22 protein-coding genes are annotated in these 23,363 nt (G+C 43.3%); 12 read left to right on the top strand and 10 right to left on the bottom strand.

What is annotated here, in order from left to right; genetic code table 11:
- Positions 1–150: 150 nt before the first annotated feature.
- From tusD to Q9G97_RS06130, 4 genes are all read left to right on the top strand, one after another.
- Positions 151–561, top strand: a complete 411-nt coding sequence (tusD, locus tag Q9G97_RS06145; RefSeq protein ID WP_305900147.1) for a sulfurtransferase complex subunit TusD — start codon at positions 151–153, stop codon at positions 559–561.
- Between the two features lie 35 nt (positions 562–596).
- Positions 597–920, top strand: a complete 324-nt coding sequence (locus Q9G97_RS06140; RefSeq protein WP_201573260.1) for a hypothetical protein — start codon at positions 597–599, stop codon at positions 918–920.
- Between the two features lie 94 nt (positions 921–1,014).
- Positions 1,015–1,344 carry a hypothetical protein gene (locus Q9G97_RS06135; protein WP_305900146.1) on the top strand — a complete coding sequence of 110 codons (330 nt, stop codon included), beginning with the start codon at positions 1,015–1,017 and terminating at the stop codon, positions 1,342–1,344.
- Positions 1,341–1,700 (top strand): TusE/DsrC/DsvC family sulfur relay protein, encoded by a 360-nt coding sequence (locus Q9G97_RS06130; RefSeq protein ID WP_305900145.1) that lies wholly within the window; start codon positions 1,341–1,343, stop codon positions 1,698–1,700. Before Q9G97_RS06135 ends, Q9G97_RS06130 begins: the two co-directional genes overlap by 4 nt.
- Positions 1,701–1,773: 73 nt before the next feature.
- Here the strand turns inward: Q9G97_RS06130 and Q9G97_RS06125 are convergent, their stop codons facing one another.
- Positions 1,774–2,334: a tRNA (cytidine(34)-2'-O)-methyltransferase gene (locus Q9G97_RS06125; RefSeq protein WP_201573257.1), complete on the bottom strand. Its 561-nt coding sequence runs from the start codon at positions 2,332–2,334 to the stop codon at positions 1,774–1,776.
- 348 nt (positions 2,335–2,682) lie between these two features.
- Here Q9G97_RS06125 and Q9G97_RS06120 point away from each other — a divergent pair, with 348 nt between their 5' ends.
- Positions 2,683–2,823 carry an entericidin A/B family lipoprotein gene (locus Q9G97_RS06120; RefSeq protein ID WP_201573256.1) on the top strand — a complete coding sequence of 47 codons (141 nt, stop codon included), beginning with the start codon at positions 2,683–2,685 and terminating at the stop codon, positions 2,821–2,823.
- 112 nt (positions 2,824–2,935) lie between these two features.
- Here Q9G97_RS06120 and hemW read toward each other — a convergent pair whose 3' ends face one another.
- Entirely contained in the window at positions 2,936–4,228 is a 1,293-nt protein-coding gene (gene hemW / locus Q9G97_RS06115) for a radical SAM family heme chaperone HemW (RefSeq protein WP_305900144.1), read from the bottom strand.
- Between the two features lie 201 nt (positions 4,229–4,429).
- Between hemW and Q9G97_RS06110 the strand changes: the two genes are divergently transcribed.
- From Q9G97_RS06110 to accC, 4 genes are all read left to right on the top strand, one after another.
- Positions 4,430–4,903: an EVE domain-containing protein gene (locus Q9G97_RS06110; protein ID WP_305900143.1), complete on the top strand. Its 474-nt coding sequence runs from the start codon at positions 4,430–4,432 to the stop codon at positions 4,901–4,903.
- A 319-nt stretch (positions 4,904–5,222) separates the two neighbouring features.
- The gene (locus tag Q9G97_RS06105) at positions 5,223–6,590 is read left to right on the top strand and encodes an MATE family efflux transporter (RefSeq protein WP_305900142.1); all 1,368 of its coding nucleotides are present in this window, start codon (positions 5,223–5,225) and stop codon (positions 6,588–6,590) included.
- A gap of 363 nt (positions 6,591–6,953) precedes the next feature.
- A complete protein-coding gene (gene accB, locus Q9G97_RS06100; RefSeq protein WP_305900141.1) occupies positions 6,954–7,382 on the top strand; it encodes an acetyl-CoA carboxylase biotin carboxyl carrier protein in 429 nt (142 codons plus the stop codon).
- 147 nt (positions 7,383–7,529) lie between these two features.
- A complete protein-coding gene (gene accC / locus Q9G97_RS06095) occupies positions 7,530–8,891 on the top strand; it encodes an acetyl-CoA carboxylase biotin carboxylase subunit (protein WP_305900140.1) in 1,362 nt (453 codons plus the stop codon).
- Positions 8,892–9,028: 137 nt separating this feature from the next.
- On the opposite strand, the gene Q9G97_RS06090 is transcribed toward accC, so the two are convergent.
- Positions 9,029–9,688 (bottom strand): hypothetical protein, encoded by a 660-nt coding sequence (locus tag Q9G97_RS06090; protein ID WP_305900139.1) that lies wholly within the window; start codon positions 9,686–9,688, stop codon positions 9,029–9,031.
- A 234-nt stretch (positions 9,689–9,922) separates the two neighbouring features.
- Positions 9,923–11,695 carry a 2-isopropylmalate synthase gene (leuA, locus tag Q9G97_RS06085; RefSeq protein WP_305900138.1) on the bottom strand — a complete coding sequence of 591 codons (1,773 nt, stop codon included), beginning with the start codon at positions 11,693–11,695 and terminating at the stop codon, positions 9,923–9,925.
- Between the two features lie 201 nt (positions 11,696–11,896).
- On the opposite strand from leuA, the gene Q9G97_RS06080 reads away from it, so the two are divergent.
- A complete protein-coding gene (locus tag Q9G97_RS06080; RefSeq protein WP_305900137.1) occupies positions 11,897–12,379 on the top strand; it encodes an Lrp/AsnC family transcriptional regulator in 483 nt (160 codons plus the stop codon).
- 6 nt (positions 12,380–12,385) lie between these two features.
- Here Q9G97_RS06080 and Q9G97_RS06075 read toward each other — a convergent pair whose 3' ends face one another.
- The 5 genes from Q9G97_RS06075 to Q9G97_RS06055 all read right to left on the bottom strand — a co-directional run bounded on the left by Q9G97_RS06075 (position 12,386) and on the right by Q9G97_RS06055 (position 18,650).
- Positions 12,386–13,633, bottom strand: a complete 1,248-nt coding sequence (locus tag Q9G97_RS06075) for a YbfB/YjiJ family MFS transporter (protein ID WP_305900136.1) — start codon at positions 13,631–13,633, stop codon at positions 12,386–12,388.
- Between the two features lie 77 nt (positions 13,634–13,710).
- Positions 13,711–15,051: an AarF/ABC1/UbiB kinase family protein gene (locus Q9G97_RS06070; RefSeq protein ID WP_305900135.1), complete on the bottom strand. Its 1,341-nt coding sequence runs from the start codon at positions 15,049–15,051 to the stop codon at positions 13,711–13,713.
- A 111-nt stretch (positions 15,052–15,162) separates the two neighbouring features.
- The gene (locus tag Q9G97_RS06065) at positions 15,163–15,957 is read right to left on the bottom strand and encodes a HesA/MoeB/ThiF family protein (protein WP_305900134.1); all 795 of its coding nucleotides are present in this window, start codon (positions 15,955–15,957) and stop codon (positions 15,163–15,165) included.
- A 71-nt stretch (positions 15,958–16,028) separates the two neighbouring features.
- Positions 16,029–16,934, bottom strand: coding sequence for a peptide chain release factor N(5)-glutamine methyltransferase (gene prmC / locus Q9G97_RS06060; RefSeq protein ID WP_305900133.1), 906 nt, complete (start codon positions 16,932–16,934; stop codon positions 16,029–16,031).
- 42 nt (positions 16,935–16,976) lie between these two features.
- A complete protein-coding gene (locus Q9G97_RS06055) occupies positions 16,977–18,650 on the bottom strand; it encodes an MFS transporter (protein WP_201573233.1) in 1,674 nt (557 codons plus the stop codon).
- Between the two features lie 630 nt (positions 18,651–19,280).
- Between Q9G97_RS06055 and katG the strand changes: the two genes are divergently transcribed.
- A complete protein-coding gene (katG, locus tag Q9G97_RS06050) occupies positions 19,281–21,473 on the top strand; it encodes a catalase/peroxidase HPI (RefSeq protein ID WP_305900283.1) in 2,193 nt (730 codons plus the stop codon).
- Positions 21,474–21,840: 367 nt separating this feature from the next.
- On the top strand, positions 21,841–22,785 hold the full coding sequence (locus Q9G97_RS06045) for a LysR substrate-binding domain-containing protein (protein ID WP_201573231.1): 945 nt from the start codon (positions 21,841–21,843) through the stop codon (positions 22,783–22,785).
- A 50-nt stretch (positions 22,786–22,835) separates the two neighbouring features.
- Here Q9G97_RS06045 and Q9G97_RS06040 read toward each other — a convergent pair whose 3' ends face one another.
- Complete coding sequence (locus Q9G97_RS06040) at positions 22,836–23,339, bottom strand: hypothetical protein (protein WP_305900132.1); 504 nt, start codon at positions 23,337–23,339, stop codon at positions 22,836–22,838.
- Positions 23,340–23,363: the final 24 nt, after the last annotated feature.

Here is a 23,363-nt window from a genome sequence, read left to right as displayed (position 1 = left end):
AGGTAAGCAAATGATTAAAGTTGCTGATGTTAGCGACGGCTAGAATTTGTTATTATAGTCATCGCTAACATCGTTTATGATGCTTGTTTTATAACTACTGACTTTATAACTAATAACTTTATAATTACCAACTCTATAACTGCTGCCTCTATGACTACGCCTCTATTACTTATCACCAAAGATCCAAGCCATCCCCTTGCTCATTTAGCATTGCGCTATGCACAGGCCTATTTTGAGCAGGCGGCTACGATGGATAGCGACTCTGATCACACCTCTTTAAACCTGTTCTTTTATGCGGACGCCGCGCATATTGCTAATCGCTTGCGTTGGCAATCGGCTGATCAGATCAATCTAACTGAGCAGTGGCAAGCACTCGCAGCACAACACAATATCAGCTTACCTGTATGCGTCAGTACCGCCCTTAGTCGCGGTATCAGTGATAGCGATAATAGCGCTCGTCATCAATTGCAAGGCGATAATCTAGCCCAAGGTTTTGAGCTGGTTGGCCTTAGTGAGCTGGCGATGATGATGCAAGGCGATTGTCGTTTAGTACAGTTTTAGATCTAGGCTGTTAGTAAAACTTATAAGGTTAAATAATGAAGCTTTTGATTCAACTGCGTACCCCTACTGAAATGGCAAGTTATGAAGGCTGTGCGCTGGCTTTGACGCTAGCGACATTTGGTCATCATGTGCAGCTTTATATCGATGCGCCCGTCTTTGGCTTGATTATGCAGCCTAAGTCGCGTCTACATGGCATGATTCAATCCCTTGAACTATACGATATGCCAGCCGCTTGGCTACCTGATGATGTGTTTAGTGGCTGGCTGACTGGCATGGTGCCTACTGATTTAGCCGCGCAGTTAACCCTTGTCCCTGAAGTAGTCCATTCACAAGACTTCGAGCAATTATTAACCTTTTGATCCTTTAATTTAAAAATCTTCAAAGCTTAACTATTTTAATACTTTACTGTTTTAATAATTTTAGCATGCATAATTTGCAAAGACGGATATATATATGGCAACGCTCTACCAGTTACACAGTACAATGGATACCCTTAGAAGCGCTACTGTTGAGATGGCAATGACTTGGCGCGCAGGTGATAGCATTATTTTACTAGGGTCAACCGTCGCTTTTATTGACTGGCTCAACGCTTATCTGAATGATGCGGATATAGAAGACATCAAAGCGATCTATGCTCTGGCTGATGATGTCGCGGCATTGGGCGTAAATACTACTGCCAAACTTAGTCTAAGCGCTAAGCTGAAGGCGTTGTTGACAGATAATGAATGGGTAGCGTTAACTCAAGACGATGCATTTGACAAAGTAGTGACGATTGCCTTATGAGTAATGAGAATCTAGCGGCTACTTATTCAAAAGCTAACACACCCGTCATCGCCTTAGATCAAGACGGGCATCTGTGTGATCACACCTTGTGGACACCTGCTATCGCCCAGCAACTTGCCGATACTTTGGCAGTTGTGCTAAATGACGAGCACTTGGCTATTTTGCAACAAGTTAGGGCATTTTTTGATAAGTTTAACCACTCGCCAGCTACGCGCCCATTGATCAAGTGGCTACAGCAGACGCTACCTGAGCACGATGTTAGCAATCAAAAGCTACAACAGCTGTTTAATACAGGCTTAGTCGCTCGCCATGTCAATCGCCTTGCTGGGTTGCCTAAGCCACCAAACTGTCTATAGCTTTCATAACTTTTAGAAATTCATAACTTTTAAAGAGTTATAGCTCTCAGAGAATGGTAACCATAAAAGACAACTACTTCGGATCATAGACCGTTAAAGTCTCATAACCTGTACTACGACCTTGATCCCCGCCAAACCCCTGCTGACGCCAGACTTCGTAAAGACATATTGCGACGCTATTTGATAGATTTAAACTACGCGAATCTGGCAACATCGGTAGCCTGAGCCAATTATCCTGACCAATATCTGCACGTATCTCATCGGCAAGTCCTGCGGTTTCTGAGCCAAAAACAAGCGCAATATTAGCACTGTTCTCACTATGAGCTTGCCCAGCAGGCGTGTGATCAAAAAAATCATACCCATAAAACGACTTGCTAAGTTTAGTGGTCAGCGCGGTAATAGTATGACAGTCTGCTGTTATTAACGCCTGCTTGGCGGCGACCCAATCCTCATGAATTTGCAGATGGGCATACTCATGATAATCAAGTCCTGCGCGGCGCAGTTTTTTATCATCAAGCTCAAACCCTAAGGGCTTAACTAAATGCAACTGCGCACCAGTGTTAGCACATAAGCGAATGATATTACCTGTATTGCTAGGCATCTTAGGGGCCACTAATACGATATGAATAGTCATAATATTTCCATAAAACTTGGTATATGTGAAGGCGTTAAGGGAAAACGCTCTCTATTTTAATTTTAGCAACTGGTCAATTTTTATAAGCAAACTAACAGAGTGCTCAATAGTTATAGATAACTCGTAATCAAAAGTTACAGTTTATTAGTGATAGTTACATTTTGATACTGTGCATGGAATTTAACTTTCACTATTATATCTTTGTCGGATAGCAAGACAAAGTTGTGCTTATGTCATAAAGCTAAATTTTTATTTGTCTATCCAATATTTGATAGATGACGTTTGAGCAAAGTGCTTAACGTCATTTATTTTGTTAGCTTTAACCTACTTATTATTGAGGAAATTATTATGAAAAAAGTAATCATCGCATCTTTGACCGCTATGTTTGTATTGACTGGTTGCAACACTTTTAAAGGCTTTGGCCAAGACGTATCAAGCGCTGGTGATGCTGTTACCGGTACTGCATCAGAAGTTCAGAAAAAAATCTAAGCTATTCATTGTTAGATTTAAAAAAGGCTTACCATTTGGTAGGTCTTTTTTTGCTGTCAGTTTTGTCAGCACTGATGCTTTAGAAAACTAGAAACTTAGAATCTGAGAGCAATTACAAAAACTCTCGTAATATCTGATTAAGATAACGTAGTCCCAGCTTAGTCGGTTGCAACCTGTCTTGACTGTCCATAAGTAAGCCTTGCGCTACGAGCTTTGTGACTTGCTTAGCAACATGCTCATAATTTAGCCCAGTACGCGCTTCAAACAGCGCCCATGTCACTCCCTTGTGCAGACGTAGCGCATTAAGCATAAACTCACTGACCAGCTCATCATCAGCGATAGGATGCCAACCAATCATCTTCGGTGCAGCTTTGGCTATTGCTGACTCACTTTTAGAAGCGTTGTATGCGACATAATCTTTTGGTAGACGCGACTTACTAAAGCGATATATACCAGCAGCCATTGAATAACTCTGGTTTGACCCCTGATTTTGTAACCGCTCTGACTCATCATTACTAATAGTTATCTTGCCATGCGCCCCCGCGCCAATCGCTAAGTAATCGCCAAACTGCCAGTAATTTATATTATGCCGACAGGGCGTATCTAACCTGCCCGCCCATGCCGATACTTCATAATTGTTATAGCCCAAGCTTCGTAGTAATGCTTGGCCTGCCTGCTCAATATCTGCCAAGCTATCCTCATCTGGTAGTACAGGCTGATCCCGATAAAACACCGTATTAGGCTCAATAGTCAGCTGATACCATGAGATATGAGTGGCACCAGTATCATGGGCCAGCTGAATATCATGTAGCGCCTCAACTAAGCTTTGCTGCGGCAGCCCATGCATTAAGTCCACGTTCACTCGGCTAAACCCTGCTTCACGCGCCGCTTTGATTGCCGTTATCGCTTGCTTGGGATCATGAATACGTCCCAAAGCTACAAGCTTATCAGCAGCAAAGCTTTGCACTCCTATAGACAAGCGATTGATACCCACGTCTAAGTATTGGGAAAATGGCGCATGTTCGAGCGTCCCAGGATTGGCCTCCATGGTAATTTCAATATCATCAGCAAAGTCAAAGCAGGCGCGCAGTCCTGCGAATAGGCGCTGATACTGATCAATAGGCAGTAGTGATGGCGTACCACCGCCGATAAATATCGAGCTGATTTGCCGACCCTGCGTTAATGGCTGCTGCATCTGTGCGTCCGTTAGCAGCGCATCCACGTATTGTTTATAGGTATCGTGCATCGATGGTTGACTAATAGAGGGCAACTCGTGCGAGTTAAAATCACAGTAAGGACACTTCTTTACGCACCAAGGTATGTGAATATAGAGGGCAAGCGGAATTGCTTGTGCATCCATAGTATTAAAATTGCTATTGATTGGGCTTATTTGGAGCTGTGACATAAAGTAAACTTATTGACATAAAGATCAAGTGTTGATGGTGACTGACAGCATAAACAGCAATGCTAAAAACCAGTATTATAAACAATCGACAGCAATAACAAAATCAGTAACGAATGCTAATATTACTTTGAACGCATTACAGGCACTATATACAAAGTTTTATACATAAAAATAATTAATAAACATTAGGGACAAGTAATTATGGCTTATTGGCTAATGAAATCTAATCCAAAATTTTTTGGTATTGATGATTTACAACACTTAGGAACAGACACTTGGGAAGGGGTACGCAATTATCGCGCGCGCAATTTTATGCGCGATGATATGCAAGTTGGCGATCAAGTTATTTTTTATCACTCAAGCGCTAAGCCTGCAGGAGTTGCAGGAGTTATGACCATTAGCCGCGCAGGCTACGCTGATCCTACCCAGTTTCATCCTGAGCATCGCCATTATGATCCTTTGGCGACTGAAGATGCCCCAAGATGGTTTATGGTCGACGTCACCTTTGAGCAAGCGTTTAAGGAAACTCTGCCCTTATCTGCTATTAAGTTTATACCAGCGCTCGAAGACTCATTATTACTCAGAAAAGGCTGCCAGCAGTTAACCATTATTCCGCTTGAACCCAAACACTGGCAAGCAATTATGGATATGGCTGAGGATTTAGATCTACGATAATAGATTTCAGCAGGTTCTAGACAAATCCACTATCATTATTGCAGCGTTGTATAAATCCTATTAGGACATAAGCGATAGCTTGAAAATATTGACATCATAGCTTGGCTTGTTTACCATCACGCTTGGCTATACCCTTAAAAAAACTTAGCTTTTGACCTGTCTACTTATACTTTGAGTTGACAGGTTATTTTTATTTAGATAAGCATTTTTAAAACTTCCTCTTTGACTATTTTGCTACTATTTTTTCGTTACTACTTTTGTTGATAGCATCATTTTTCTATTAACAATAATTTCCTTAAATAATAAAAAGTTGCTCATCATGGCTTTGCCAATATCCTTTACCGATTTTAAGAGCTATAGCTTACGCTTAGGTGTACTAGCGCTCCCTATTTTAGTCACTCAATTTTGTCAGGCGGCATTGGGTGTCGTTGATGCCATTATGGCAGGACAAGTCTCAGCGCTTGACTTAGCAGCAGTCGCAGTCGGCTCTGGTATTTGGTTGCCGCTGTTTTTGCTGGCGACAGGTATCTTAATTGCCACCACGCCACTGATTGGCGAGGCGATAGGTCAAAACAAGCACAGCGAAGTGCCCCATATCACTCAGCAGTCGCTTTGGACAGCAAGCGTGATTGGCATTTTAGGGTTTATTATTGTCAATCTCATGCCAGGCGTGCTCAATATTATGGGTGTGCCTGCTAACATTCAGCCTATTGCCGCTCAGTATTTACATGGCGTCTCTTTTGGTTTTCCTGCTATGGCAGTGTATGCCGTGCTGCGCAGTTATTGCGAAGCCTTGGGCCGCCCTGAGCCTGTGACTATTATCAGTATCGTAGGCTTATTAGCTGATATCCCGCTGAACTATATTTTTATTCATGGGCTGTTTGGGATGCCTGAGATGGGCGGCGCAGGTTGCGGGGTGGCCACTGCTATAGTGTTATGGATTACGGTCATATTACTAGCGACTTATACTGGCTTTACCAAACGTCAGCAGATCGCTGAAACTCGGTTTTTTCAGAATTTTACAGCACCAAATCGGGCGCAAATTACTAAGCTGCTTAAGCTTGGTATTCCTATTGGTGTCTCAATATTCTTTGAGGCCAGTCTATTTAGCTTAGGCGCCATCATTATCAGTCCCTTAGGTGAGATTGCAACGGCCTCGCATCAAGTCGCCTTGTCAGTGACCGGTCAGCTCTTTATGATTCCCATATCAGTGGCTATGGCATTGACCATTATGGTGTCTAATCGCTATGGTGAAAAGAACCTAGTAGCGCTAAAACAAGTGCAAGCGACTGGTCTTATTTGGACGATACTCATTGCCATTGTCTGCATGCTTGGTATTTGGTTATTTCGGCCACAAGTGGCAGCGGCGTTTACAGATAATATAGAAGTACGAGCGCAAGCGATGCATTTACTTATTTTTGCCCTTGCCTACCAATTGTTTGATGGCTGGCAAGTTAATATTGCTGGTATTTTGCGTGGCATGCAGGATACTACTGTACCGATGTGGGTGACGCTGTTCTGTTATTGGATCGTAGCCTTGCCATTAGGTATCTATCTGGTACGCTATACTAATGTAGGCGCACAAGGATTTTGGATGGCACTTATTACAGGGTTATTCTTAGCGTCTATCTTACTCACACTACGCCTGCGCTTCCAGCAAAAACGCTTGCAAGCGCAGTGGGGCTAATCAGTACTGGCGCTACTCGACTGGTTATACTATGATAAAGCTCAAGGCTATGATCAGGCTCAAGGCTACTATAAAGCTCAAGGCTGTGATAAGACTTGAAACAATTTATATAAATTCATTATTTAACCACCAGCTTCAATTGAAGCTGAGTTTTACGCCTAAATAAGTACTTAATTATAAAATGACATTCAACTTAAGCTAAAAATATGTAAAAAATCCAGTTAACAGATGTACATTGATTGCTCATTGCAGTGAATATAGGTATCATGAGCGAATACCTAATCAATATTTTGTTACATCAGTTAGTACTATTCCTAGCCAGTACTTTTTTTCTAAACTTTAGTATAAGGTCTCATAAAAATTATGGATATTGAAAAAATACGCACCCTAATCGCCCTCATGGAAGAAAACGAACTGGTCAATCTAGAAGTCAGTTCTGACGATGAGCACATCAGTTTAACTCGCCATTACGAAGCCCCTGCGCCGACTATGATGGCCGCACCTGCTGCTGGCGTAGCACCTGCTGCTGTCAGTGCAAAAGCCGCTGCCAAAGCGGGTAAAGTTGAAAACTCACCTATGGTTGGTGTTTTTTATTCTGCCCCAACCCCTAATGATCCTCCTTTTGTAAAAGTCGGTCAGCAAGTAGAAGCGGGCGATACTATCGGTATCATCGAAGCTATGAAAATTATGAACCCACTTGAGGCAACTCAAAGCGGCATCATTGATGAGATTTTGGTAGAGAATTCAGAGGTTGTACAGTTTGGTCAGCCTGTTGTACGTTATAAAGCTTAATGCGCTTATAATATCTGCCCACTCTACAATTATGACTGATAGCAAGTTACGACTACCTTGCATAAGACCCTATATTAGTATTTTGCTAAGTAATACCCGTCTTATAATAGGCCTATCAGTCACTGCCGCTTTGACAAGGATGACCCCATGATAAAAAAACTGCTCATCGCCAATCGAGGCGAGATTGCCTTACGTATAGTCCGCGCTTGTAAAGCGCTAGGTATCGAAACTGTAGGCGTCTATTCCACTGCTGATGAAAACTTGATGCATTTGCGTTTTGTTGATGAAGCGATCTGTATTGGCAAACCTAACGCCAATCAGAGCTACTTAGATATCAGCACTATCTTAACCGCAGCTGAAATCTCTGGTGCTGATGCTATCCATCCAGGTTATGGGTTTTTGGCTGAAAATGCTGAATTTGCCGAGCGTGTCGAAGAGGCAGGTCTTACCTTTGTCGGTCCTAATGCTGACCACATCCGCTTAATGGGTAATAAAGTCTCAGCTATTAATGCGATGAGAAAAGCTGGCGTGCCGACCGTGCCAGGCTCTGTTGGTGCGGTCACCATCAAAAACGCTGAAGAGCAAGCTCGCAATATCGGCTTTCCGCTGATTATCAAAGCAGCATCAGGTGGCGGCGGTCGCGGTATGCGTGTCGTTGAGCGTTTTGAGGAAATCGTCGGTCAAGTTCAAGCGGCAAGACAAGAAGCTGAGCTATGGTTTGGTGATGATACTGTCTACATGGAGCGCTATTTGCAAAACCCGCGCCACGTTGAGATTCAAGTATTGGCTGATGGCAATGGCAATGCTATCCATCTATATGATCGTGACTGCTCGCTACAGCGTCGTCATCAAAAAGTCCTAGAAGAAGCGCCTGCGCCTGGTATTCCTGATGATGTACGCCAGCCTATCTTAGATGCTTGTGTTAAGGCTTGCGAGCTGGTCAAGTATCGCGGTGCAGGTACTTTTGAGTTTTTATTTGAAAATGACGAATTTTTCTTTATTGAGATGAATACGCGGGTTCAAGTTGAGCATCCTGTTACTGAGATGATTACCGGTATCGATGTGGTGGTTGAACAGTTAAAGATTGCCGCAGGTTATGGCTTATCTTATCGTCAAAATGAGATTGAGATTCAAGGTCATGCTATCGAATGCCGTATCAATGCTGAGGATCCAACCACTTTTGCACCCTCTCCTGGTACAGTAACTCAACTGTTTGCCCCAAGTGGTACAGGCGTACGCTTTGACTCTCATTTGTACCCAGGCTATGAGATCCCTAGCTATTATGACTCACTTATTGGCAAGCTTATCTGTCATGGTCAAACTCGCAAACAAGCTATTTCAAAGACTTTGCATGCCTTAGATGAGCTTATTATTGAAGGTATTAAGACCAATATCCCACTGCATCGTGATGTTATTTTAGCGGATACTAACTTTACCGAAGAAGCCCAAAATATCCATTATTTAGAAAAAGAGCTACTTAAGCCTAAAGAAGATAAAAAAGTTTCTTAGTATTCCATAATATTTACGATTATGTGATGCAATACTGAAAAAACCGCTATTTGTTGAAAATAGCGGTTTTTATTTTAGAGATTTAAAAATTTTGAAATTAAAGAATCTTAAAGCAATAAAATTTATAATATAAATAGTTAGGGCAATACTTTATAAAAATCCATAAAGCACTCATTGCCGTCAGAGTCTGCGCACCACTGCATACTATTACCGTCATGCTTCAAAAAAGCCACTAAGGCATCGCCTGTTTGATCCACTCGATTACCTGAACAGTCAGGCTCATTATTATCATAAGTGGTTTTCATAGCGATAATAGGTAAGCCTTCTTCGCGATGCGTGATTAAGTAGCGACCAAAAGTCGTCTCTTTACCACTGACCGCTCGCATCTCATTGTCTGCAGCAAAATTATATAGCTCACGACATTCATTACTACGAATCGAGGCGGCTCTTATATTCTGTGTAGCTACGTTTTGAGCACTATTGCTAACTAAGTCTTCACTCAACGAAGCTTCTATAGAGCGACGCTCGCTTTGATCTAACACGCCATCTAGTGATGTGGCGGTGACCGCTGGCTCGTTGTCTAAGCTTAAGCCTAGTTCTCGTTGTTCATCAGCAAAAGCCAGCTCTTCTACCCGTTTACTCATCACCTCTGTACGTTCCAGATCTATCTGCCACTGTCCTGCTATAGCAGGACTAATATGCGTCGTGATGACTGCTTGGCTGACTTGCTCGCCTGCAACAGGAAGAGTAGACAGAATCCCTGCCAAGGTAAATGAAGCAAATGAGATAGGTTCCATAGTTCACCTTTTTATTTTATTTATAATGGTATATAGCCTACCAGCGTAAGTCTTCGACGCTAAAAACACAAGTAAAAATATGCTATCACCCTAGCGCCATCGACTTCAATGATCAGCTGTATTATCTGTTATGCAAAAAATAGCGCTATATTTTAAGCTCTATTAAAGCTTTTGATATAGCGCTATTAGCGGTTATTTAAACCTTTGCTTGAGCCTTTACTTATGTCTTTAAACCTAAGCAGCAGTCGCTGTCTTTGCCTGAGCCAAAGCAGATAATGCCCCTTTTAACATAGCTGATACTGTACTGCTACAGGTGCCAATACCTGAATATACTTCACCATCGACATTAAGCTGAATATAGGCGGCAGCATTGGCATTGGTTTTATTATCATTATCGACGCTATTGCCATCGACGTCACTATGCTGAGGGTTTACCGCATGCTCTGCATAATTGATAATGTGTAGCGACTTGCCGGTATGCTTTGCCAAACCATCAATGAATGAGGATAACGGGCCATTACCTGAGCCTTCAACGGTGATAGTCTCGTTATTCATATGTACCTGACCATTAAAGAACACTTCGCCGCCTTTGTTATTGACGCTATAATCAAGTAAATCATAGTCACCTTGCTGCAAGTAAGTATCTTCAAAGGTCTGCAAGATTTCATCGTTTTGTAATTCACGGGCGCTACTTTCTGCTTGCTTTTGTACTACGCCACTGAAGTCAATTTGCATCCAACGCGGCAGATTAAAGCCATAATTGCGCTGTAGGATATAAGCTACGCCGCCTTTGCCTGACTGGCTATTAATACGGACCACATCTTGGTAGCTGCGACCGATATGTGCCGGATCGATAGGCAAATAAGCCACATCCCATACGTTTTCGGTTTTATCTTTGTGCTGCTCATTATAATCAAGCGATTTTTTGATAGCGTCTTGATGCGAGCCACTAAAGGCAGTAAAGACCAGCTCGCCGACATACGGATGGCGTGGATGCACAGGTAAATTATTACACTCGCTGACCACTTGTACAATCTCACTCATATCACTAAAATCAAGCTCTGGATCTACGCCTTGGCTAAACAAATTCATTGCCATGACCATAACATCCATGTTGCCCGTACGCTCGCCATTACCCAAGAGTGTACCTTCAATACGATCAGCGCCAGCTAATACGCCAAGCTCAGCCGCTGCGACCGCACAACCACGGTCATTATGAGTATGCAAACTAATAGTGACATGCTCACGTTTAGCCAAGTTACGGCAGAAATACTCTACTTGATCAGCAAACACATTAGGCATAGACGCTTCAACTGTCGCGGGCAAATTTAAGATAACTTCTTGACCGTTCTCAGGCTGCCAAACTTCGCAGACCGCATCACAAACTTCTACTGCATACTCAGTCTCAGTCTGGCTAAAGCTCTCGGGAGAATACTGAAATACCCATTCAGTTTCAGGATATTTGGCCGCATATTTCACTAATAGATTTGCCCCAGTAATGGCAATCTCTTTGATTTCTTCTTTACTCTTGCCATAGACTTTTTCGCGTTGGATACGACAGGTTGAGTTATAGACATGGACGATAGCGCGACGAGCGCCAGCAAGTGACTCAAAGGTGCGAGCAATCAAATGCTCACGTGCTTGAACCAATACTTGTAGGGTCACATCATTAGGAACATGATCTTCTTCAATCAATTTACGTGCAAAATCAAATTCCACTTGCGCAGCTGACGGAAAGCCGATTTCGATCTCTTTAAATCCCACGCCTACTATTGTCTTAAAAAAGCGCATTTTTTGCTCAATAGTCATTGGATCAATGAGCGCTTGATTACCGTCACGCAGATCAACACTGGCCCACATCGGCGATTTTTCAATCGTTTTACTCGGCCAAGTACGATCGGGTAATAGTGGGGCAAACGCAAACGGGCGATACTTTTTATAATCAAAAGCGGCGTGTTTAGGCGTTACTTTGGCATCGGCAGTGTTAGCTGTGGCTTGTTGAGACATAATCAATCCTTAAATAATTTAGCGAATTGTAGTGATTAAATGATGCGCTTATCATACGAGATAACAGAGGTTTATACCATTATAATAGCAAAGTTTATCAAGTGAAAAACACCTTAGTTGTCTTTATTTCTCAACTATATTAGTGATAATTCTTTATTTAAGCGATATAATTAGAGAAAATCACTATATTTGGTGCAAGTTATGATAAATGATGACAATAAAGCAACAGTAGCAATCGATGAGGTTGATAAGAAGTTGCTACGCCTGCTGCAAGTCGATGCTCGTATGAGTATTACTGAGCTTGCCGAACGCATCAATCTCTCAGCGACACCCTGCGCTAGGCGTATCAAACGTTTGGAGGATACAGGAGTCATTACGGGTTATCATACTCAAACGGATGCGCAAAAGCTTGGCTACCCGCTGGCTATATTTATCGCGGTTAGCATGGATCGACACACCGCAGAGCGTTTCGAGCAGTTTGAACGTAAGGTACAAGGCTTTGATGAGGTGGTTAGCTGTAGTATTGTCACAGGACGCTCTGAGGACTACCTAATAAAGGTATGCGTGCGCGATATGGCACATTATGAAGAGTTTTTATTACATAGGCTTAATCGTATCGAAGGGGTCGCACAAGTCCATACTAGCTTTGAGCTACGTGAAGTTTTTAGTCGGAGTATGGTTTAGTGCGCTCTAATTCGCCGATTGTGGCTGCCGACGAAATAGCAATAATAAGACTAGGCTGATTAGTAAGCCAATACCTGCCACGATCAGTCCAGCATTAAAGTTATCATTACTGCCTGCTAACGCCACAGTGATCAAGGGCCCAATAAATTGACCTACGGCATAAGCTAGCGTTGCCAAACCCATCAATAAATTGGAATAGGCAGGATTAATACTTTTGATGAGGTTAAGAGTCATTGACACCATACCGACAAAGGTCAATCCCAATATGACAGCGTTTGCATACAGACCTAAAGCACTGTCGAATAACCAAGGTGCAAACATACCTATAGCTTGCAATATCGTCAAACCCATTAGAGTCTTAATCTCGCCAATGCGTTTGGCAAGGGCACCCCATAATGGATTGGAGAGCATCGCAAAAATACCGACTATGAGCCAAATCAGTAGACCAGCATAATTCTGATCGGTAAGCTGACCAGTCGCCATCACTGGCAAAAAAGTCGCTGAGGTAATATACCCAAATCCTGCCAGTAGATAGCTGACTGCTAATAGAGCAATCGCCCGCGTATGACCTATCATCGCCTCGAATAATGAGCGTTTAAAATTAATATAGGTTTGCTTAATAGAAGGGTATTTGACTGTAGAATTTGATTGGGTGGCGTCTGATTTTATAGGCCGTATAGCATAAAGCAACACTATCAGCGGTAAACTACTTATCCCAGCGACTAGCCAAATCACCTCAAAATGATAACCCAGCGTCAATAACCACCAAGTCAAAATAGCCGAAGCGCTAATCCCTGTCCCAATGCCCGCATAATGTACTGTGGATAATAGTGAGCGCTGAGCGCCGCTAAAGTGCTGAATAATAAAAGACGAGCCCAGTATCATACCGATACCACTGGCAATACCTGCTAGTAAGCGGATGATATACCATAAGCTCAAAGGCATGTTAGGCGCAACTAGCGCAATAGTCGTCACAATGCTCAGAATAATTCCTACCATCAGCGCCCTGTAGGTAAGGCGCTGCGGCACAAACATCGAAATCAGTGCCCCAATAAAATAGCCACTATAATTAACTGATGCCAGCCAACCAGCAATAGTGGTTGATAGTGTCAACTGGGTCATAATGTCAGGCAAGGTCGCTGTAAATAAAAAGCGCCCATACCCCATCGCCACCGCCAGACAGTACAGCCCTATCCAAGCGATCGCGGTTTGATTGGTGATGATTGGGACGATAGAGCGCCGAGCGGAATTCATGATACTGCTCGTTCATACCTAATTGTGGCCATCAGCACCCTACCCTTATTACAGATAATTATTATGGAACAGTAACATTAAGAGGCAACGGAAGGTAGCGCTGTATCGTCCTGCCCGAGCATAGCAACTCGCTTATCGCTGAACATATCCATATCAGGAGCAAGGGTGCGCATAAAACGGTCAAAATAGAGGAGCTGCTTGGTCAATAGCGCAAAGTCGCGCGGGAAATGAATACCATGACGTTTACCAACCTCGACAATCTCCAGCATCATTTTATTCAGCTCATCCGCTTGCTCTTTGACATTGACAGGTACGCCACTAGTAAAGGTGATATTTTCAGCCATGACAACCTGCATCATTCGCTGTAAATCCTCAGCGAGTGCCGCCACATCGACTTGGCCACGAGCGCCTGTCATTTCCATATCGATCATATACTGCGCCATGGCCTGATAGTTATTATCCTGCAGCGCTTGCATCATACCCATACAGGCACGCCAGCTCTCGGCTTTGAGTTTACCCACGATACCGAAATCGATAAAGCCAATGCGTCCATCGGTCAACAGCATCAGATTACCTGCATGCAAATCAGCATGGAAGCTATTACAGAGCATTAGGCTTGCAAACCAAGTATTGAGCGTATCGGCCATCACTTGTGCAGGGTCACTACAATACTGACGCATAGCAGTTTCATCAACCATAGACACCCCACGCAGTCGACTCATAGTGAGCACTCGCTTGGTGGTTAGATCATCATAGACTTTCGGTGCAATAACACGCGTATTGCCTGAGACTTGTAAGAACTGCTGAAAGTCGCGGATATTTTGCGCCTCAGCAATAAAGTCAGTCTCAGCGAGCATACGCAAACGAATCTCATCAATGATCGGTGCAATGCTCGCAAACTTCATCGACGGCATTATCAGCTCTAATAGCTTAGTTGCCATATGCAAGACGCCTAAATCCGTCTGCATAATAGTCTCAACATTAGGCTTTTGTACTTTTAGCACCACCTCATCGCCGTTGTGCAAACGCGCACCATGCACCTGCGCAATTGATGCTGAGGCGATCGGCTCTTTGTCGATATGAGCAAAATTTTCTTCTAAGGTTTGACCATAGACTTCTAACTCAGCCCTTAGTACTTGCTCAATATAAGCGTAGGATAAGGGTGTGGTCTGATCCAAACAGCTTTGAAAGGCTTCGACGTATTCGCGTGGAAATAGTGAAGGCGTACTAGCGATAAACTGACCGATTTTGATATAAGTCGTACCTAGCTGCTCAAAGGTTTCTTTTAGTAGTTGCGCATCAGGCTTTTCGCCAGTGGCGACTCTAAGGGCTGACAGTCCTGCAACACTGGCAGTCTGACGAACGCGATTGACCACATTAAAGGTATGTTTTAATAAATGAGGGCGATGAATTTTCATAAAAGACAACTGTATCGAAAATAAAGGAGTTAGATGGGATAGTTAACAGAATATTCAATGAGCTTGGCAGTCACAAAATAAATCAATGAGCTTACTTAACGATATAAAAGATTAACGGCTAGCACAGACGATACAATCTTTATCTTGCCTATAACCCATCAGCCGCTGCTGCATGCGGCTACCATCCCACAATAGCAGTTTGCCTGTCAGTGGATTTTTGGTTAAGCCTAAGTATTGCAAGGCTGCATTGGCCTGTAAGCTACCCATAATCGCTGTAGTACTCGCCAGCACGCCAGAATTGGCACAGGTTCGCGCATCAGCTGCTTCATCAACACGAGTCTCGCCGAATACACAATGGTAGCAACCTGTATTAAGCTGCGGTTCAAATAGCGCGAGCTGCCCCTCCATTGCTATAGCAGAAGCTGATAATAGCGGAATCTGGTAGCGCACGCTAATACGGTTAATCATATCGCGAGTGGCAAAATTATCAGTACAGTCCAGTAATAAATTGGGCTTGCCCGACTCCATTGCTAGCAGCTCATAGGCGTTATTTTCATCTAAACGAGCGACGCTACCCTTTGCCTTTATCAATGGATTTATTTTACCCAGCATAGCAGCAGCAGTAGTCGCTTTTGGCTGACCTATGTCCTCAGGTAAAAACAAAGTCTGACGCTGTAAATTGCTGGCTTCGATGACATCATCGTCAATCAGATGTACTTGTCCAACACCCGCGCGCACCAAAGTCTCTGATGCTGGACACCCTAAACCACCTGCGCCAATCATCACCACACGAGAATATTTGAGGCGCAATTGAGCATCAATATCCCAACCGTCGAGTAATACCTGCCGCGCATAGAGCAGTAGCTCATCATCGGTCAGTGACTGGCTATCGGTTAACTGAGTCATATTCATTACCAAAGCTTATCTTAATAGTAAAAAAGAAATTCTAGCGACACTAATTCTAGGGATACTAATTGTCAAAGAAGCTGCCCAAGCGTCACCCTATCATTACCACCAAAGTCTTGCACCGTCTGCACTTTATCAAAACCATTGTCGATAAATAATTGATGCACCGATTGCCCTTGATCATGACCATGTTCGATAGCCAACAAACCCCTTACTTGCAAATATTGTGGTGCTTGCTGGACAATATGCTCGATATCAGCCAAACCCTGATTGGGCGCAGTCAAGGCACTGATCGGCTCAGCTTGCAGACTGGTTAAATGCTTATCCGTTTCATCGATATAAGGTGGATTAGAGACGATAACGTCAAACTTATTATCGTCATCACTCAACTGCTCATACCAACTGCTTTGCACAAACTCAATGTTATTAATCTTATTCGCCACTGCATTATGTCGAGCGACTTCTAGCGCTTTGCTAGACAAATCAACAGCGACAATTTGCCAGCTATACTGTTTGTAGCACTTATTATTAGTCAGCTCATACGCTAGGCTAATCGCAATACAGCCTGATCCTGTGCCTAAATCTAGTAGGCGCTTATTTTGATCACTGTTTTCAAACTCTGACTTATTAGCTTTAATCCAAGATAGCGTTTGCTCAACCAATACCTCAGTATCGGGTCTTGGAATTAGCGTATGTGCGTTTACCTTAAAATCAAGCGACCAAAACTCTTGCCGACCTGTTAAATACGCTAGCGGCATGCCCTGCTGCATCTGAGCCACGCCAATATTAAATCGCTCAAATTCGCTAGCCGTCAGCTGATAGCTCTCATCTGTTATTGAGAATGATGACGGCTTATCAATAACGTAAAGTAGCCAATCAGTTAGCCAAAATGACGGTACGCCAAACGTTTGAGCGAACTGTGGCGCTTGCTGCTTGATTTGCCGTACTGTCATATTCTCTGCTTTAGACGTTTCCATGAGCTACTCTCAGTACCTATTTAACACTATTTAACCAACACTTTATTCGCTTGCCCGTGGTGGCTCTTTTGTATTGGTTAGACTAGGATTCGCTTTGGCTAGCTCAAGCCCTGCATTACCTTTACCACTGCCCTTATCATCGTCATCACCGTAAATATCATCATGACCGCCAATGACAATGTGTTTATCGACTAAATAAATCAGCACCAATATAGGAATACCAATAGCAAAGGTAAACATAAAGAAAAACGGGTAACTGGTATTATCGACGATAGCTCCTGAATATCCCCCTATCACCTTAGGTAATAAAGTCATCAAGGAAGAGAATATTGAATACTGCACAGCGGTAAAACGGATAGAGGTCAATGCTGATAAAAAGGCAATAAATACGGCGCTGGCAAGGCCGGCTGCTAGATTATCAAGGATGACTGCCAAATACATATACGGCAAACTACCGGGATGATAGGTCAGCAAAATAAATAGTAAATTAGTCACACAAGCAAGGATGGCACCAACCATCATAGCGCGCATAATACGCATTTTCTGCGCTAATATGCCTCCTAAGAAACCACCACCGATAGCCATAATGACCCCAACCAATTTGACAGCGTTGGCAATATCAACCTTAGTGAAGTCCATATCTTGATAGAAGACATTGGAGATTACACCCGCAACAATATCCGAGATACGATATAGACCAATTAGCGCCAATAACAATAAAGCTTTCATACCATACCGACGAAAGAAATCTGCAATAGGCTCAACCCATGTCGTCCTTGCAAATTCTGGCTCTACAAGGTTGGCCTTAACCAAGCCATAGCCAATCGCTATAGCGGCGGCCAAGCTCGATACCATACGTACTACTTCAATTAAAAAGCCAAATAGCACGCTTTCAGTCTCAGGCAATAACGGTCCCATATTGGCAAATACCAGTACAAAACCTATGACTGATATGGCAAATACGAGTACTAAGCGAGTATATTCCGAAGTTTTACGCTCGACCAATACCTGCTGGCTAACAGGCTCATGAATAACCAAAGTGGTAATAACCCCAACGCTCATCACCGCAGCCATGATCCAATAAGTATTTCGCCACGCCTCATAACTATAAAATGTTTCGGTCGAGCCAAAATAATCTGCCAAGTATAGCGCGCCAGCACCAGCGACAATCATACCCAAGCGATAGCCCGTAACATACATAGCCGACAATACTGCCTGCAAGCTTGGCGGTGCCAGCTCAATACGGTAGGCATCAATGACGATATCTTGGGTAGCGGATGAAAAGCCAAGTAGTACCGCGCCCACTGCCATTAAGAACAAACTACCCTCAATCGCTGGATTAACACTTGCCATAATACAAATGGCCGCAATAATCATAATCTGCGATACTAATATCCAGCTACGCCTACGACCTAATAGCTTCGTTAATATGGGCAGTGGCACAGCGTCAATAAGGGGCGCCCAAATAAACTTGAAGGCATAACCAAGAGCTGCCCAGCTGAACATCGTCACGACAGTACGATCTATACCCGCTTCACGTAACCACAAAGAAAGACTTGAGAAAATCAATAAAATGGGAATGCCTGCGACAAAGCCCAAAAGCAACATAATTATCGCGCGGCGATCGAGATAAGCTTTTAGGCTCTCACTCAATGACTTCTTGGCAATAGGCGACTTTGATGATGTAGAAGGCGGTACAGATTTGACAGCGGACATAACAATTCACCGAAACATAGGACAGGAAACATCACAGTGCACGCCGTTTTAGTGCTGCACAAAAATGTGATCGTGACAAAATTGAATTATGGTACTTGAGAACGTGTATTTTGACTAGGCATTATGATGATATTTTTGCATTAAACGACTCATAGCTAGACTATCTTTGTTGCATCTATCTTGGCTGTAACTGGATGTATTATAAGCTTGCACAACTGTTATTGCCATAGTTCTATAATAGCTACGTTAGAATTACGGTCGATCGACATCTATCCTCCCTGATATTACGATTTATAATTTAAAACACATAATTATTATATATTTATTTTATCAATCAACGATAACGTTATAAGATAAAACTATAAACGATAGTATCTAGACAATATCTATAGGCATTATTACAGACACCCTTAATTTTTATCATAGCCGGTTTTATATTGGCATAGGAGCAAAAAGATGAGCAAATCTACCCCTTACCCACACACAAAAAGTGCAGAACAAGGCTCAAGTGATTCTGACCATTCAACCAAAGATACGCCAAGTAATACGACTTATGATAAAGGTGATGGCTTAGGTCCTGATATTCATAATCAAAACATTGATGAGTCACATGCACCGCAGCGTCCTAGTATGGGTGGTTGTCCCGTTATGCATCAAGCGCATACAACGACCGCATCAGCAGCAACAGATTGGTGGCCAAATAGCTTAAATCTAGACATCTTACATCAACAAGATAACAAGACTAACCCTATGGGTGCCGATTTTGATTATGCTGAGGCCTTTAAGACATTGGATCTAGAGGCTGTCAAACAAGACCTAAAGAATCTGATGACTGACTCACAAGAGTGGTGGCCAGCAGATTGGGGACACTATGGCGGACTGATGATACGTATGGCATGGCACTCAGCAGGTACTTATCGTAACTCTGATGGTCGTGGCGGCTCAAATACGGGTAATCAGCGCTTTGCACCTTTGAACAGCTGGCCTGATAACGTTAATCTTGATAAAGCCCGTCGCCTACTTTGGCCTGTGAAGAAAAAATATGGTAATAAGCTATCTTGGGCAGATTTGATGATACTAGCGGGTAACATGGCTTATGAATCTATGGGCTTTGAGACTTTAGGATTTGCGGGTGGTCGCGCTGATATCTGGCATCCCGAAAAAGACATCTACTGGGGTTCTGAGCGCGAATGGCTAGCGGCAACCAAAAATCGCTATGACGACGATAACGAACGCGAATCGTTAGAGAATCCATTAGCTGCGGTACAAATGGGCTTGATCTATGTCAACCCAGAAGGCGTCGATGGTAATCCTGATCCGCTCAAAACCGCACAAGATATCCGCACTACTTTTGCACGGATGTCGATGAATGATGAAGAAACCGTGGCCCTAACCGCTGGTGGTCATACCGTTGGTAAGTGCCATGGTAATGGCGATGCCACTGCCCTAGAAGATGAGCCCGAAGCCGCTGGTATACAAGAGCAAGGGCTTGGCTGGCGTAACCCTAATGGTACGGGCAATGCTGGCGACACCGTCTCCAGTGGTATTGAAGGCGCTTGGACGACTCACCCTACGCGGTGGGATTACGAATACTTTGAGCTGCTATTCAATCACAACTGGGCGCTAACCAAAAGCCCAGCAGGCGCTTGGCAATGGGAGCCGACGGACATTAAGGAGGAGGATAAGCCCCTTGATGCTCATGATCCAAGTGTACGCCGCAACCCTATGATGACCGATGCCGATATGGCAATGATCAAAGACCCTGCTTATCGCAAGATTTCAGAGAACTTTCATAAGAACCCAGAATACTTTGATGAGGTGTTTGCAAGAGCTTGGTTTAAGTTGACTCATCGTGACTTAGGGCCAAAATCGCGTTATTTAGGGGCCGACGTGCCAGCGCAAGATTTTATCTGGCAAGATCCTATTCCAGAGAGCCCTGCTGACTTGAATGCTGATGACATAGCTACTTTAAAAGCGAAAATCGCAACACAAATTGATAATGGCAGTCTTAGCCGTCGTGAGCTAATCATTACCGCATGGGATAGCGCTCGCACTTATCGTGGCTCTGATTTGCGCGGCGGTGCTAATGGTGCTCGTATCCGTCTGGCTCCGCAAAAAAACTGGGTCGCTAATGAGCCTGAGCAGTTAGGGCGAGTGCTTGATGCTTTGACTCAGATTCAGACTGAATTTGCTAAAGATGTTAGCTTAGCGGATTTGATTGTACTTGCGGGTAATACTGCTATTGAACAAGCGGCGGCTGATGCAGGCGTCCATGCGCAAGTCCCTTTTGAGACTTGGCGTGGTGATGCCACTGACGAGATGACGGATGCTGATTCATTCAACGATCTTGAGCCGCGTCATGATGGCTATCGTAATTGGGTAAAAGATAACTATGCGGTATCGCCTGAGGAGATGCTACTTGATCGCAGCCAGTTGATGGGACTTACCGCTCCTGAGATGACTGTGCTGATCGGTGGTATGCGCGTGTTAGATACTAACTATGAGCACAAGCAACACGGTGTCTTCACTGACCGTGCTGGCGTGCTTAGCAATGACTTCTTTGTCAATATAACCGATATGAATCTGACTTGGCACCCTACTGATGACAATGATGACGCCAGCCATACCTCCAATCTTTATGAAGTGCGTGAGCGTAAAACGGGCAAAGTCAAATGGCAAGCCACTCGTGTTGATCTGGTATTTGGCTCCAACTCCATCTTACGTGCCTATAGCGAGCTATACGCGCAGGATGATAATTTAGAAAAATTCGTTCATGACTTTATCAATGCTTGGAATAAAGTGGTGACTGCGGATCGTTTTTAAGCTTGAGCGCTAGTTATTAACACTTTCTATTGTTTAACATTATCAAAACGGCTACCTATTATAAGGTGGCCGTTTTTTGTGGTGACTGATATTAAGTTAGCCAAATAATTGAGGTGTTCATTGTTTGTTGTTCATTACACAAAGGATCGTCAGGATTAAGCCAACAATCTCTCTATATTCCAAAATATCATAAATAGATACCTATCTAGTATATACAAGAATAATAACTTTGAATTAAACTAGGCGCTTGCCAAACTTTGGCGTTTGAAATGCTTATAAAAATATAAGACAGTTCTAAAGTAGCTTTTAAACAGTAGCTTTCAGTAAATAGCTTTAAATAAATATAGTAGATAACAGGGACTAAATAATGGCAATCGATGTGGTGGTAAACCAGCGGCACTTGCAAATTCAGCTCAAGCAGCTTGAAACAGTATGGCATACCGTCATTAATGGTTATAATTTAAGCCAAGCGGCCACAGTGCTACACACTAGTCAATCCAGTCTTTCTAAGCATATTGCCGCTCTTGAGAATCAACTCAAAACCGAAGTATTTGTGCGTCAAGGCAAGCGCTTGACAGGCCTAACCACTATGGGTACGGCTCTGCTGCCCCATATCGAAGCTATCTTTGCTGAGATTCGTACGATTGAGAATTTGAGCCTCGATTTTAATAATCCAAATACAGGTACGCTCACGATTGCAACTACGCATACTCAAGCGCGCTATGTATTACCGCAAGTCGTCAAAGAGTTTAAAGCGCGCTTTCCTAAAGTAAACCTAATCCTACAGCAAGCGGATCCTGAAACTATCGCACAGATGGTGATTCGTGGACAGGCTGATATCGGTATTGCAACCGAATCGCTACTACATAATAACTATCTGCGCTGCTATCGCTACTATGACTGGACACATCGTATTATCGTGCCAAGTGATCACGAGCTGGCGGGTCTAGAGAGCATTGATCTACCAACGCTTGCCAGCTACCCTATCGTTACTTATCATGGCGGCTTTACAGGACGTGGAGCTATTGATAAGACTTTTGACGCGGCAGGGCTTGAGCCTGATATCGTACTCGCCGCACTCGATGCGGATGTGATTAGCACTTATGTTGAGTTGGGCTTAGGGATTGGTATTATTGCCGAGATGGCTTATGATCCTAGCAATTATCACAACTTAGTGGCGATACCTGTCGATCATTTTGGCCGCTTTACTAGTTGGATGGCGGTACGAGATGATGCAGAAATACGTCAATACGGACGCGCCTTTATGGAATTATGTCAAAAGCAGTTCGATCATCATAGTGATTTGGTTTAGACGTCAATTTACACCAAACCGAAAAGTATAATTGACAGTGTCTAACAAGTTTATCTTTTGTAGGGTGCATTCCATGCACCGATGGTCGGCAATAGCGTCATTATTGGTGCGCTGGAGAGCACCCTACGTCTACTATATTTATTCAATGTTGTGCTTGGAAAGTCCCACGACCAAACATGCATCATATCGTCAGGACTCTGCCTAAATGATTCAGTTTCAAAATCTTTTAAAGCTTCATATAGATTATCAAGCACTTCTTCTCTAGTGCCTTTAAATATGAACGGCTTACCACAACTAGAATTCGGAAATACCTGAATTTGAAGTTCATCTGTAAAGCTTATAAAACGCCATAATGCAAAATCAGGCTCTAATGAAAATTCAACTTCTTCAGTTTTGCTTCCAAGTTGCAGATTAATAACTGCTTTAGCTAGCTCGCTAATTGAATCACATGAGACGTCAGAGATATCTAATATGATGCATTGGCTTTGATTACTAATAGTAAGCTCTAACCAACCATCGACTGGTACACCGAACTCGATTTTTACTGTATTCATGGCTAGAGACCTAATAAATTTATA

It is taken from the genome of Psychrobacter sp. M13 (assembly GCF_030718935.1).
In the GTDB taxonomy this organism is placed as follows: Bacteria; Pseudomonadota; Gammaproteobacteria; order Pseudomonadales; family Moraxellaceae; genus Psychrobacter; species Psychrobacter immobilis_G.
Note: the sequence above shows the minus strand (reverse complement) of the source record. Positions and strands in the feature narration are given on the sequence as shown.

Excerpts from the sequence above, each read along its gene's own strand:
- tusD (WP_305900147.1), top strand. The coding sequence starts at position 151 with ATGACTACGCCTCTATTACTTATCACCAAAGATCCAAGCCATCCCCTT.
- Q9G97_RS06140 (WP_201573260.1), top strand. The coding sequence starts at position 597 with ATGAAGCTTTTGATTCAACTGCGTACCCCTACTGAAATGGCAAGTTAT.
- Q9G97_RS06135 (WP_305900146.1), top strand. The coding sequence starts at position 1,015 with ATGGCAACGCTCTACCAGTTACACAGTACAATGGATACCCTTAGAAGC.
- Q9G97_RS06130 (WP_305900145.1), top strand. The coding sequence starts at position 1,341 with ATGAGTAATGAGAATCTAGCGGCTACTTATTCAAAAGCTAACACACCC.
- Q9G97_RS06125 (WP_201573257.1), bottom strand. The coding sequence starts at position 2,334 with ATGACTATTCATATCGTATTAGTGGCCCCTAAGATGCCTAGCAATACA.
- Q9G97_RS06120 (WP_201573256.1), top strand. The coding sequence starts at position 2,683 with ATGAAAAAAGTAATCATCGCATCTTTGACCGCTATGTTTGTATTGACT.
- hemW (WP_305900144.1), bottom strand. The coding sequence starts at position 4,228 with ATGTCACAGCTCCAAATAAGCCCAATCAATAGCAATTTTAATACTATG.
- Q9G97_RS06110 (WP_305900143.1), top strand. The coding sequence starts at position 4,430 with ATGGCTTATTGGCTAATGAAATCTAATCCAAAATTTTTTGGTATTGAT.
- Q9G97_RS06105 (WP_305900142.1), top strand. The coding sequence starts at position 5,223 with ATGGCTTTGCCAATATCCTTTACCGATTTTAAGAGCTATAGCTTACGC.
- accB (WP_305900141.1), top strand. The coding sequence starts at position 6,954 with ATGGATATTGAAAAAATACGCACCCTAATCGCCCTCATGGAAGAAAAC.
- accC (WP_305900140.1), top strand. The coding sequence starts at position 7,530 with ATGATAAAAAAACTGCTCATCGCCAATCGAGGCGAGATTGCCTTACGT.
- Q9G97_RS06090 (WP_305900139.1), bottom strand. The coding sequence starts at position 9,688 with ATGGAACCTATCTCATTTGCTTCATTTACCTTGGCAGGGATTCTGTCT.
- leuA (WP_305900138.1), bottom strand. The coding sequence starts at position 11,695 with ATGTCTCAACAAGCCACAGCTAACACTGCCGATGCCAAAGTAACGCCT.
- Q9G97_RS06080 (WP_305900137.1), top strand. The coding sequence starts at position 11,897 with ATGATAAATGATGACAATAAAGCAACAGTAGCAATCGATGAGGTTGAT.
- Q9G97_RS06075 (WP_305900136.1), bottom strand. The coding sequence starts at position 13,633 with ATGAATTCCGCTCGGCGCTCTATCGTCCCAATCATCACCAATCAAACC.
- Q9G97_RS06070 (WP_305900135.1), bottom strand. The coding sequence starts at position 15,051 with ATGAAAATTCATCGCCCTCATTTATTAAAACATACCTTTAATGTGGTC.
- Q9G97_RS06065 (WP_305900134.1), bottom strand. The coding sequence starts at position 15,957 with ATGACTCAGTTAACCGATAGCCAGTCACTGACCGATGATGAGCTACTG.
- prmC (WP_305900133.1), bottom strand. The coding sequence starts at position 16,934 with ATGGAAACGTCTAAAGCAGAGAATATGACAGTACGGCAAATCAAGCAG.
- Q9G97_RS06055 (WP_201573233.1), bottom strand. The coding sequence starts at position 18,650 with ATGTCCGCTGTCAAATCTGTACCGCCTTCTACATCATCAAAGTCGCCT.
- katG (WP_305900283.1), top strand. The coding sequence starts at position 19,281 with ATGGGTGGTTGTCCCGTTATGCATCAAGCGCATACAACGACCGCATCA.
- Q9G97_RS06045 (WP_201573231.1), top strand. The coding sequence starts at position 21,841 with ATGGCAATCGATGTGGTGGTAAACCAGCGGCACTTGCAAATTCAGCTC.
- Q9G97_RS06040 (WP_305900132.1), bottom strand. The coding sequence starts at position 23,339 with ATGAATACAGTAAAAATCGAGTTCGGTGTACCAGTCGATGGTTGGTTA.